General features: G+C 73.2%; 10 protein-coding genes. 8 read left to right on the plus strand and 2 right to left on the minus strand.

The annotated features are described in order from the left end of the window. Nucleotides 1-491: 491 nt before the first annotated feature. Nucleotides 492-1,592 carry a 3-deoxy-7-phosphoheptulonate synthase gene (locus tag NHG27_RS02395; RefSeq protein ID WP_193718602.1) on the plus strand — a complete coding sequence of 367 codons (1,101 nt, stop codon included), beginning with the start codon at nt 492-494 and terminating at the stop codon, nt 1,590-1,592. Nucleotides 1,593-1,722: 130 nt separating this feature from the next. On the opposite strand, the gene NHG27_RS02400 is transcribed toward NHG27_RS02395, so the two are convergent. Then, on the minus strand, nt 1,723-3,171 hold the full coding sequence (locus NHG27_RS02400; protein ID WP_497014618.1) for a DUF4232 domain-containing protein: 1,449 nt from the start codon (nt 3,169-3,171) through the stop codon (nt 1,723-1,725). A gap of 153 nt (nt 3,172-3,324) precedes the next feature. Between NHG27_RS02400 and NHG27_RS02405 the strand changes: the two genes are divergently transcribed. The 3 genes from NHG27_RS02405 (at nt 3,325) to NHG27_RS02415 (ending at nt 6,397) form a co-directional block, all read left to right on the plus strand. Further along, nucleotides 3,325-3,900, plus strand: a complete 576-nt coding sequence (locus NHG27_RS02405) for a sigma-70 family RNA polymerase sigma factor (RefSeq protein WP_497014619.1) — start codon at nt 3,325-3,327, stop codon at nt 3,898-3,900. Then, complete coding sequence (locus tag NHG27_RS02410) at nt 3,893-4,714, plus strand: anti-sigma factor (RefSeq protein WP_497014620.1); 822 nt, start codon at nt 3,893-3,895, stop codon at nt 4,712-4,714. The genes NHG27_RS02405 and NHG27_RS02410 overlap by 8 nt, the downstream gene beginning before the upstream one ends. Before the next feature lie 192 nt (nt 4,715-4,906). Then, nucleotides 4,907-6,397 (plus strand): hypothetical protein, encoded by a 1,491-nt coding sequence (locus tag NHG27_RS02415; protein ID WP_497014621.1) that lies wholly within the window; start codon nt 4,907-4,909, stop codon nt 6,395-6,397. A 171-nt stretch (nt 6,398-6,568) separates the two neighbouring features. On the opposite strand, the gene NHG27_RS02420 is transcribed toward NHG27_RS02415, so the two are convergent. Continuing rightward, nucleotides 6,569-7,243: a fasciclin domain-containing protein gene (locus NHG27_RS02420; RefSeq protein ID WP_193718452.1), complete on the minus strand. Its 675-nt coding sequence runs from the start codon at nt 7,241-7,243 to the stop codon at nt 6,569-6,571. Between the two features lie 139 nt (nt 7,244-7,382). On the opposite strand from NHG27_RS02420, the gene NHG27_RS02425 reads away from it, so the two are divergent. From NHG27_RS02425 to NHG27_RS02440, 4 genes are all read left to right on the plus strand, one after another. Beyond that, nucleotides 7,383-9,383, plus strand: coding sequence for a cytochrome c biogenesis protein DipZ (locus NHG27_RS02425; RefSeq protein WP_497014622.1), 2,001 nt, complete (start codon nt 7,383-7,385; stop codon nt 9,381-9,383). A 101-nt stretch (nt 9,384-9,484) separates the two neighbouring features. Next, on the plus strand, nt 9,485-10,384 hold the full coding sequence (locus NHG27_RS02430) for a formate/nitrite transporter family protein (protein WP_193718454.1): 900 nt from the start codon (nt 9,485-9,487) through the stop codon (nt 10,382-10,384). 158 nt (nt 10,385-10,542) lie between these two features. Next, entirely contained in the window at nt 10,543-11,238 is a 696-nt protein-coding gene (locus NHG27_RS02435; protein WP_497014623.1) for a DUF2625 family protein, read from the plus strand. Between the two features lie 78 nt (nt 11,239-11,316). After that, on the plus strand, nt 11,317-12,027 hold the full coding sequence (locus NHG27_RS02440) for a GntR family transcriptional regulator (RefSeq protein WP_193718456.1): 711 nt from the start codon (nt 11,317-11,319) through the stop codon (nt 12,025-12,027). Nucleotides 12,028-12,042: the final 15 nt, after the last annotated feature.

A 12,042-nucleotide genomic window follows, 5' to 3' on the forward strand; every position in this document is an offset into this window, starting at 1 on the left:
GGACCTCCGGGTTGTGAAGACTTCGACATCTCCACTAAGCCCGGAGGTCCTCCCTTCAACAACCGGAACTGACACCAACCTCCTGGCCGGGTACACCTAGACGGCGACGTCGACCCTGCACCCGTTCACAGTCCGAGACGCCGCCCCGGCGCCCCGGAACCCCTGTGCTACGGTCGTCGGGTGAACACGGTTCGTTGGTATTGGCGCTTTACGCTGGCTCCTGGAGGGGCCGAGCGGGCGTTCGCCTGACCAACCTTCCCCGGAGCCAGCACAGGGCCTTGGACGCAGACCGCGTCCGGGCCCTTCGTCATTCAGACGGGCCGACTCCGGACACAGAGCAGGTCGCGCGGCTCCGTCTGAGTCACCTTCAGATCAGGAGCCCTCGCATGACCGCCACGACCTCGACCGACGTCTCGCACAGCCTGGTCGACGCACGGACCGACGAACGTCACCACGAGACGGTCACCTCGCCCGACGGCGCAGGTGACACCATGGAACGCGTGACCTCCCACCCCGAGTACGAGCTGCAGGCGCCCACGAGCGACCTGCGCATCCGCGCCCTCGACCCCCTGCCTGCCCCTGTCGACATGCTCGCGGAGCTCCCGCTCGGCACGGCGCGCGGTGACCTCGTGACGCAGTCCCGTCGCGAGATCCGCGACGTCCTCGCGGGTGAGGACGACCGTCTGCTCGTCATCGTCGGCCCGTGCTCGGTCCACGACCCGGCGGCCGCGCTCGACTACGCGCACCGTCTCGCGGCCGTGGCCAAGGACCTGTCGGAGGACCTCGCGATCGTGATGCGCGTGTACTTCGAGAAGCCGCGCACGACGGTCGGCTGGAAGGGCCTCATCAACGACCCCGACCTCGACGGCTCGCACGACGTCAACCGCGGCCTGCACCTGGCGCGCGAGGTCCTGCTCGGGGTCCTCGACGCGGGTGTCCCCGCGGCGACCGAGTTCCTCGAGCCCACGAGCCCCCAGTACATCGCGGACGCGGTGTCGTGGGGCGCGATCGGCGCGCGCAACGTCGAGAGCCAGGTGCACCGCCAGCTCGCGTCGGGACTGTCGATGCCGGTCGGGTTCAAGAACGCGACCGACGGCGACATCCAGATCGCGGTCGACGGCTGCATCACCGCGGCGAGCGAGCACACGTTCTTCGGCACGGACGGCGCGGGGCGCGCGGCCGCGGTCGAGACCGCGGGCAACCCGGACTGCCACATCATCCTTCGCGGTGGGCGCAGCGGCCCCAACTACGGGCCCGACGACGTCGCGTCCGCCCTGCGCGTGGCCGCGGCCTCGGGCCTGGGCGGGGCCGTCGAGCACGGTCTGGTCATCGACGCGAGCCACGGCAACTCGGGCAAGGACCACGTGCGTCAGGCAGAGGTCGTGCGCGAGGTCGCGACGCGCATCGCGGAGGGCGAGGCCGGGATCACGGGACTCATGATGGAGAGCTTCATCGTGGCGGGTGCGCAGGCTCCGGCTCCGAGCGGGCTCGTCTACGGTCAGTCCGTGACGGACAAGTGCATCGACTGGGACACCACGGCCGAGCTGCTCGGCGAGCTGGCCGAGTCGGTGCGGGCGCGCCGGGCGCTCTGACTTTCGCGTCCCAGCTCTGCTGCACGTCCTGCCGAGGCCGCTCTCCCCCTGGGGAAGGCGGCCTCGCTGGTCGTGCGGCGGCTCGTCGGCACGGTCGTCGACGGTCCGGGCCGCAGTCGGCGGGCCGGCCTCAGGGAGTGACGGGCCAGGCCGCGGGGACGACCCAGGGCGCCACGGTGACGGTCGCACCCTCGAGGATGTCCGCCCCCGACGAGATCCCGTCGACGCTGCTGACGGGCAGCCGGACGGGCGGGGCGAGGGGGACCGGCGTGACGACCACGTGGGTCGTCACGTCGGGGTCGTTCGTCGTGGACATGGCGCGCCAGGTGAGCTGCGACGTGGCGGTCCCGCCAGGAGCGAGGACGATGCGGGTCGGGTTCTGGTCGGTGCGGTCGGGCTGGAGCAGGACGTTCGGGGCCGTGCCCGAGGCCCGGTCGAACGACAGGCCCGGGCGCCCGTCGAGCGCGCAGGGCCGGTCGGTCACGTTCTCGGCGGTCACGGTCAGGAAGCGCGCGCCGGTCGCGGCGTCGAACCCGGTGATCCCGGCGCGCAGGTCGGGCCCGGTGCAGGGCGCGACGCCGTCTGCTGCGGCCGCGGCGGCGTCGGCCTGGTCCCCGGCGGGGTCCGTGACGACGAGGTCGCGGTTCGCGACGAATCCCGACTCGGACGTCTCGTCCCCGTGGACCGTGAAGGCGACGGGGGAGTCGAGCAGGTCTCCCTGCCCGTAGGTGCGCAACCAGTCCGCGGTGGGGGTCGAGGGGCCCTCGACCAGGATGGTGAGCAGGGGGGACGGGGTCCCCTGGGGCGACCTGATCTCGTGGACGACCTGGTTCGTCCCGGGGCGCTCGGCGGCTGCCACGAGGAGGGCGACGGCCGGGGCGGACGGACGGACGGGCTCGGCGGGTGACGAGTACAGGGTGCCGAAGGTGGAGTCGCCGAGCGAGTTGAGGCCGCGGTCCAGGACGCGCGCGACCTCCGCGAGGCCGGGCAGGGACGCGGGCCCCGCGCCGGTGACCGCGGCGTTGTCGCCGGTGAACCGGACGGAGGCGGCGCCCGCGTCGAGGAAGGTCACCGCGTCCCGCACGGCGCGGTCGGCCGGGCCGGCGTGGGCGACGGTGAGGGTGCCGCCCGTGCCGGGCACGGTGTCGACGACGGTGAGCCGGGGCACCGCGGGCAGCCCGGCGGACAGCAGGAGGACGTACGCGGCGTCGACCGTCGCCTGCGCCTCGTCGGGGGTGCGGTGGCTCTCGAGGTCGACGGTCACCTCGGGGGCGGGCAGCGGGATGCCCTCGACGTACTCGTCGTACACCAGGACCGTCGCGGACTCGACGCCGTCGAGCGCTTCGAGGTCGACCTCGAGAGGGCCCCAGGCCGTGGAGGGCGTGGGCGTCCCGGGGTCGGGGCGAGGAGTCACCCCGGCGTCCTCGGGGGACGTCCCCTCCGCTGCGGGGGGAGTACCGGTGGCGCCCGCCTCGTCGCGCGTCGTCGCCCAGATCGCGAGTCCGACGAGGAGCACGAACAGTGCCCCGACGAGCAGGTACACGTGCTGGGTGCGGGGAGTCGGCGGCGTCTCGGTCACCTCGCGAGGGTAGCGGGTCGGCACGTCCGGGGAACGACCCATCCGGGGGCCCGACCGTGACGAACCACAGGTGCCCCGGTCGTCGCGGGAGCCCACGTGCCGCGGGTGGTCCGCCGGTGCGCCGCGACGTCGAGCCTGGGGCAGACTGGTCGGGTGCCACCCGTGAGGACGAGCGAGCCCGACGCTCTCGATGCCGCGCTCGCCGCGTGCGCCGGGGGCGATCCGGAGGCGTTCGCGCCCGTGTACGACGCGCTGGCGCCTGCCGCTTTCGGCACGGCGCTGAGCGTGCTGCGCGACGACGACCACGCGGCGGAGGTGACCCAGGAGGTGATGGTCGAGGTGTGGCAGACGGCGGTGCGCTTCGACGCCTCCCGGGGGTCGGCGCGCACGTGGGTGGTCACCATGGCCCGACGGCGGGCGGTGGACCGGGTGCGTTCCGAGCAGTCCCGCCGGGTGCGGGACCAGAAGGACGTCGACGGGCGGTTCGCCGGGAGCGGGCACGACGTCGTGGTCGAGGAGGTCGAGCAGCTCCTCGAGTCGGCCGCGGTGCGCCGGTGCCTGGGGAGCCTCACGCAGACCCAGCGCGACGCCGTCGTGCGGGCGTACTTCGGTGGGCTGACGTACCGGGAGGTGGCCGCGGAGCTCGGGGCGGCCGTCCCGACCGTGAAGTCGAGGATCCGTGACGGGCTCCTGCGTCTGCGCGACTGCCTGGGGGTGAACCGTGGCTGACGACACCGGGCGACCGGGCGTGCCCGACGCGGCCCCTGACGGTGACCGCACGGGCGGGCCGACGGCCGAGGGGCGCGACCTGCTCGCGGCGTACGCGCTCGACGCGGTCGACGACCTGGACCGGCGCGTCGTGGAGCGCCTGCTGGCGGCGGACCCTGAAGCCCGCCGCGAGCTCGACGAGCACCGTGACGTGGTCGCCGCGTTCACCGTGGACGCTCCGCCCCCTGCCGCCCTGCGTGACCAGGTGCTGGGGAGGATCGCGTCGGTACAGCAGGTAGAGCAGGCACAGCAGGTGCAGCCGGACCAGCACGGGCGCCGGGAGGGAGCCGCGGGCGCGACCGGCACGGCACGACCGGACGGCGCGCGTCGCCCCCGCCGGCGCTGGGTGGTCGCTGCGGTGGCCGCGGCGGCGGTCGTGGCGATCGCCGTCCCGACGACGCTCGCGATCCGGTCGCGCCAGGAGGAGTCCCGGCTCCAGGCGCAGGTCGACGCGGTCGCGTCGATGCTCGCGGACCCGTCCGCGGAGATCGTCCGGGGCGAGATGGTCGGGGGTGGCGACGCGAGCGCGCTGGTCGTCGGGGACCGGGTGCTGTTCTCCGTCACGGGGCTCCCGCAGGCGGGGTCGGCCGAGGACTACCAGCTCTGGCTCGTCGAGGGCGAGGAGATGGTCTCCGCCGGGGTCTTCGACGCGAGCGACGGGTCCGCCGCGCTGCTCGTCGAGGCGGCGGGGAGCGCCGGGGTCGCGGTGACGCTCGAGCCGGCGGGCGGGTCGCCGCAGCCCACGAGCGACCCGCTGGTCGTGCTCGAGACCTGATACTCGATATCGGATAGAAAATGCCCGTGAAAGGGCTCTGAAATACCCTGCCTCGGGTAGTTTCGTGGTCCGATTCCGGGTATATGCCGGGGTTTGTCAAAATCCGGGTATTGGTGATGCAATACGACGCGTTCCCCACTGTGTCGTCGTGCGAAGGCGCTCCGACATCACCCCGGAAGGAATCCACCACCCGTGAAGAAGCTCCTGGCGAGCGGCGCTGCCGCGCTGCTCGTTGCCGGCGGACTGGTCGCCACCGCGGCCCCCGCCTCCGCCCACACCCCCTCTGTCAAGGCCACGTGCACGGGCCTCGAGGTCAACCTGTCGGCCTACGCGCCCCAGGGCAACAAGGTCGTCGTCACGGTCGACGGCGAGGTCGTCAAGGACGAGACGTTCGGCCGCTCGTACACGACCCGCTATGCGTTCCCCGACACGACCGTCGGCCACACGTGGGAGCTCGTCGTCAAGGCCTCCGACGGCAACCGGTACAACTTCAGCGACGACGGCTCGACCGATGCCTGCGCCACCGCGCCGAAGCCCGAGCCGAAGCCCGAGCCGAAGCCCGAGCCGAAGCCCGACAGGGAGGTCGGGCTCTACCTGTACGAGAAGACCGACCCCACCAAGCCGGCCGCGTGGGAGAACTCCGGCCCGCAGGAGCTGGTCACCCACCGGCCCGGGACCGAGTGGTACACCGAGCTTCCCTCGGTCCTGCCGCAGGAGGTCTGCGGCGAGGGCTGGGCCGTCCAGCAGGACCGGGTCAGACAGGACGGGTCGTTCGTGTGGCCCGGGACCATCACCCCGCCGACGTCGGCCCTGGGCGGCGTGCTGGTCGACTCCAAGCACCAGGACCTGACGGACCTGGCCGAGGTGCCCGCGTGCGACGGGGACGACGAGGAGACGGGGGAGCCCAGGAGCGTGACGCCGGTCGTGCCGGTGGCCACCGAGGTCTGCACCGTGCAGGGCCGGACGGTCGACGTGCCGGAGAGCACCGACGAGATCAGCTACGAACGCTCGGGCGACTCGGTCGTCGCGCGTGCTGCGACCGGGACCGTGCTCACCGCCGTCGAGGGGTACGTCCTGTCGGAGGACCGTGCGTCCGCGACGTTCGCGGTCGACCTGGACCCGGCCGACTGCGCGCTGACGCCCGGTGACATCGGCGCGGTCTGCGAGGCGGACACGCCGTACCTGGGCTACGAGGTCTTCCTGCCCGAGGGCTACCAGGCGGACGGCGACCGCCCGTTGAGCATCACCTTCCTCCACCCCGGCGAGGGCGAGGACTACACGGTCGACGGCCTGCCGCTCGAGGGTGAGCTCCTGTGGCCCGGTGCGTCCGCGGACGAGCCCCGTGCGTGGCCGGGCTGGGAGCTGCAGGCCGACGGCACGTACACCGAGACCGACGGCAACTTCGCGTGGACGCGAGCCGGTGTCGAGGTCCTGTTCGAGGTCAACCCGGGCTACTCGACGACCGTCCGCTACCCGGAGGCGACGTCGTCGTGCGCCGACCCGAAGATCCTGGCGGCGACCGGGCCCCTTGACGGGCCGGCGACGCCTGTGAGCGCGGAGACGCCGAGCGGCCCGTCGCTCGCGGCGACCGGCGCGACCGCCGGGGCCGTCGGCTTCCTGGCGCTGCTGCTGGTCGGTGGCGGTGCGGGCATCGTCTGGGCGCGTCGCCGGGCGAACGCCTGACGTCCGCGAGGACGACGACCCGGTCCTGAGGACCGGGTGCACGAAAGGAGCCGCTCGCTCCGGACAGGGGGTCCGGAGCGAGCGGCTCTCGCGTGCGCCCCGTGAGGACCGGGCCGGTGCCGGCCGACCGCCGCGGCACGGGGACAACCGCGACGGCCGGCGTCCGAGGGGTCACATGGTCGGCATGAGGACCGTGTCGACGAGGTAGACCGTGGCGTTCTGCGTCATGACGCCACCGCAGACCACCGCGGCGTCGTTGACCATGAGGTCGTCGCCCGAGCCCGTGACGGTCACGGTCCCGCCCTCGACGGTCTCGTGCTCGCCGACGACCTGGTCAGGGGTGAGCTGGCCGGGCACCACGTGGTAGGTGAGGATCTGGGTCAGCAGGTCGGCGTCGGTCTTGAGGGTCTCGATGGTCGCCGGGTCGATCTTGGCGAACGCGTCGTCGACGGGCGCGAAGACCGTGAACTCACCGCCGTTGAGGGTGTCGACCAGGTTCACGTCGGGGTTGAGCTCACCGCTCACGGCGGCCGTGAGGGTCGTCAGGAGCGGGTTGTTGGACGCCGCGACCGCGACGGGGTCCGTCGACATCCCGGTCACGGAGCCCGCGCCGTCGGGTACCTGCTCGGCGTAGGCGGCACAGCCCGGGCCGACGAGGTTCGCCGCGGGGTCGACCTCGGGCGTCATGGTGTCCTGCGACATGTCGTCGGACGGCGTCGTCATCTCCGACGCGCTCGACGAGTCGTCCCCGGAGCCGGAGTCGGAGTCGGAGCTGCAGGCCGTCAGGCCCAGGATCGCCAGGGCGGCGATGCCGGCCGCGGCGTACGAACGGGTTCGAACGTTCATCGGTCTCTCCTCGTTGTCGTCGCCCCGTCAGGTGCGGGGCGTCTCGCAGGAGGTTCGGAGCCGCGGGCCGACCGGATGGGTGGGACGTCCGGGGACCCGCACGACCCATCCGCACGGGCGGCCGCGCCGAACCCGGGCCATGGAAACCCTCGTGCTCATCGGCCTGCTCGGTGGCCTCGTCACCGGCATCTCGCCGTGCATCCTGCCGATGCTCCCCGTGATCTTCTTCGCGGGCGGCGTGCAGGGCGCCCGCGGGGTGGGGGCCCCGCCCGCCGGCGTCGTGCCGTCCCCGGGGCCCGACGACGCAGCCCCCGCCGGGGACGCGTCGCCCTCGGCGGGGGACGGGCCGGGCGCGCCGTCGGCCTCGTTGTTCGCCGGTGCTCCCGGCGCGGTCCGGGTCGGGGCGCGCGGCCGGGTCGTCACGGCGGCCCGACCCGTCGACGGCGGTGCCCGACCCCCCGACGGCGAGCGACGCCGTCGGGCGGGCGCGGAGGACGAGGAGCGCAGCGTCCACGCCCGAGGCACCCGCCGCTCGTGGCGCCCCTACCTCGTGATCGCCGGGCTCGTCGTGAGCTTCAGCGTCTTCACGCTGCTCGGCTCGGTGCTCCTCGGTGCGCTCGGGTTGCCGCAGGACCTGCTGCGCTGGGTGGGCCTGACGCTGCTCGCGGTGATCGGCGTGGGGATGATCGTGCCGCGGTTCGAGGAGGTGCTCGAACGGCCGTTCCGGAGGATCGCGGCGCTCGGTTCGCGGCGGGGGGCACGCAGCCAGGATCGAGGGGCCTTCGTGCTCGGACTGGGCCTCGGCGTCCTGTACGTGCCGTGCGCCGGGCCGGTCCTCGCGGCGATCACGGTCGCGGGCGCGACGGGGAACATCGGGCCGGGGACCGTCGCGCTCACGGTGTCGTTCGCGGTCGGCGCGGCGATCCCGCTCCTGGTCTTCGCGCTCGCGGGGCGTCGTGTCGCCGAGCGCGTCACGGCCTTCCAGCGGCACGCGCGCGGGATCCGCGTGGCGGGCGGCGTGGTCATGATCGTGCTCGCCGTGGGGCTCGCGTTCAACCTGCCCGCGTACCTGCAGCGCGCGCTGCCCGACTACACGGGCAGCCTCCAGGAGCGTGTCGACGCGTCGGGGACGGTGCGCGAGGCGCTCGACCTCGGTGGGATCGTCACGGACGAGAACCGTGAGCTGGCGAGCTGCTCGAACGGCGCGTCCGAGCTCGAGGACTGCGGGCCCGCCCCCGCGCTGCGCGGGATCGACACCTGGTTCAACACCCCCGGCGACCAGCCGCTCGAGCTCGACGACCTGCGCGGCAAGGTCGTCCTGGTCGACTTCTGGGCGTACTCCTGCATCAACTGCCAGCGCGCGATCCCGCACGTCGACGCCTGGTACGAGCAGTACAAGGACGTGGGCGAGGGCTTCGAGGTGATCGGGGTGCACACGCCCGAGTTCGCGTTCGAGCGCGAGACGCGCAACGTCGTCGCGGGGGCCGAGGACCTGGGGGTCACGTACCCGGTCGCGCAGGACAACTCCTACGCGACGTGGACCGCGTACCGGAACCGCTACTGGCCTGCGCAGTACCTGATCGACGCCGGCGGGACCGTGCGGCACATCCGGTTCGGCGAGGGCGGCTACGAGGACACCGAGGGACTGATCCGCGAGCTCCTCGCGGACGCGAACCCGGGGGTGAGCCTGCCGGGGGCGACCTCGGTCGAGGACGGGACGCCCGACGGGTCGACGACCCCCGAGACGTACCTCTCGGTCGGCAAGGTCGGCAACTACGCCGGGGAGCCGAGGTACGCGGCGGGCGAGCAGGCGTTCACGCTCACCGGCGACCAGGCCGTCGACACCTTCTCGCTGGGCGGGACGTGGGACGTCGACTTCCAGGGGGCGACCGCGGTGTCCGACGACGCCCGCGTGCGCCTCGCGTACCGCGGCACCGACGTGTTCAGCGTCCTGGGCGGCGAGGGGACGGTGACCGCGACGGTCCGGGACGGGGCGGGGAAGGTGGTCGAACGTCGAGAGATCGACGTCTCGGGGAACCCGACGCTCCACCCCGTGCTGGAGGGGGCGGCCCCGAGCGAGGGCACGGTCGAGCTCGACGTGCCCGCCGGGGTGCAGGTCTTCACGTTCACGTTCGGCTAGGCGCGGGCGATCGGTGGCCGGTCGCCCGGTCCGCTGAGACCGCCCGTTCCACCTGCCGACCGCTTCCGCGCGCTTAGATGGAAGAGGTGGACGATCGAGGGGTGCTGAGCCTCACAGAGAACCTGACCGAGCAGTCCCGTGCGGCTCGTACCAAGGTCGACGGCACGCGCCACCCGTGGCGCTACCTCGTGGCGGCGATGCTCGCAGGGGCCTACATCGGGGTCGGTGTGGTCCTCATGGTCGCCACGGCGGGCCCCTTCCTCGCAGCGGGGGCTCCCGCCGAGCGCCTCGTGGCCGGCGGAGTCTTCTCGGTCGCGCTGACCCTCGTGGTCTTCGCCGGGGCAGAGCTCAGCACGTCGGCCATGATGATCCTGACCCAGGGGGCGGTGACCCGGACGATCCCGGTGCGCTCCGCCGTCGGGACGTTGCTGTTCTGCTTCGGCGGGAACCTGCTCGGCTCGATGCTCTTCGGGTGGATGGTCGTGCAGTCCGGCGTCCTGCACACCAACGCCGCCGCGGGCGAGATGATCGCCTCGATGCTCGCGGGCAAGGCCCACGAGACCGGCGGGCAGCTCTTCTTCCGCGGCGTCCTGTGCAACATCCTGGTGTGCGCCGCGATCTGGGCGTGCGGGCGCCTGCGCTCCGAGGCGGGCAAGGCGATCGTCATCTTCTGGGCGATCTTCGCGTTCATCTCCTCGGGGTTCGAGCACGTGGTCGCGAACATGACGACGTTCAGCATCGGCCTGTTCAGCCCCGAGGCCCTCACCACCTGGGGCGAGTTCGGGCGCAACCTGCTGTTCGTCGGGCTGGGCAACCTCGTCGGCGGAGCGGTCGTGGTGGGGCTCGGGTACGCGGTGGTGTCGGGGCGTCCGCGACCCCCGGCACCCGGGGCGGTGGCCGTCCCCGGCAGTGCCGTGGCCGACGGCGCCGCGGCGGCCGGTACGACAGGTCCGGCCGAGGCGCGGACGGAGGGTGCAGCGGCCCGGGACCTCGCCCGGTAGGTCTCGGCAGACGGACCTCCCGCCGGGTGGTTTACGGCGGAATCCCGGGGTTCGCTCGCCAGGAAAGTCCGGAAGAGATGCGCACAACGGACGGATCAGGTAAGGGATTCTCCGGGCTGTGTCGGAATTCACTGCCCGACGTGGCATGATCCCCGACCATGGGCATCAGGACGGTCTCGGATCTCACGCAGGTCGAGGAACCTGCTTGGCCCACGCTCGCCCGGATGTTCCAGCGCCCGGGCGTCGAGGTCCTGGCGCCGCCCGACTGGGCTCCCGAGGTCCTGTACCGCCTGCAGATCACGACGCGCTCGACGCTGGGCGCGCTCGCGCTGCACACGGGCGGCGTGCTGGTGGACCACGGATGGCTGCGGCTCCTGGGCGGCGGGGCGTACGGGCTGCCGGACCTCGCGACGATCAACGGCCTCGGCGACCCGGCGGACGGGAGCCTCGCACCCGAGCGGCTCGTGGTCGCGTTCGACGTGCTGGGCGGGACGTTCGCGGTCAACGGTGGTGGGCTGCCGGGCCCGTTGGGCGACGTGCACTACTTCGCCCCCGACACGCTCGAGTGGCACTGCCTGGGGTTCGGGCAGGGGGCGTTCACCGAGTGGGCGATCAGCGGCGGCCTGGCCGAGTACGTCGCGGACCTGCGCTGGCCCGGCTGGCAGCGGGACGTCGAGGACCTTCCCCCGGACATGGGACTGAGCGTCTACCCGCCCTTGTGGTCGGGCCAGGGAGCGGGGGCGTGGGTCGAGCGGCGGGCCGTCCAGCTCGAGGGTCTCGCGGTGTGGCACCACGAGCTGGCCGAACGGATGCGTCCCCTGGGCGACGACGAACCGCCGGGTGACGGCTGCTGATCCCCGCCCGGTCGTGACCGGGCGGGCTGTCGAGCAGAGTTGTATACAAGTACGCATACCCTGTGGCACGATGGCCGCATGAGCAGCGCCCCGACGACGTCGTCCCCGCCGCGCGACGAGCCCCTCGTCTCCGTCCGCCGTCAGTCCGGCGCCCGCGCGGTCTACGAGCTCCTGCGGCAGCGCATCATCGACGGGTCGCTCGCGGCCGACGCCCGGCTCACCGAGCCCGTCCTCTCGACCCAGCTCGGCGTCAGCCGGACCCCCGTCCGCGAGGCCCTGCGCCTCCTCCAGGCCGAGGCCCTCGTCGTCGAGCAGCCGACCGGGGGAGTGCGCGTCGCCCCCCTCGCGGTCGCCGACCTGCACCGCGTCTACGACGTCCGGGCCCGCCTCGAAGGGCTCCTCGCCCGGGACGCGTGCGAGCGGGCCCGGCCCGCCGACCACGAGCGCCTGGCACGCCTGGTCGACCTCATGGACGCCGTGCGCGACCACGAGGACGAGGTCCTGCGCATCGGCGCGCAGTTCCACGGCGAGATCGCGACCCTGGCCGACAACCGCTGGTGCTCCGAGCTGCTGCGCCAGATCCGCGGGCACGTCGACCGGTACCGCTCCCTCGCCGCGCGTGAGCGCGTCGGGACGACCGACCACGTGGACGAGCACCGAGCGGTCGCCCGCGCGATCGCGAGCGGCGACCCCGACGCGGCCGAGCGGGCCATGCGCGAGCACATCGAACGCAGCGGGGCCATGGCCGCCAAGGCCCTCGGTGAGGCGCCGCCCCCACCGACCGGCTGACGACGCCGGCCGCCT

Source organism: Oerskovia sp. 140933 (assembly GCF_059651515.1).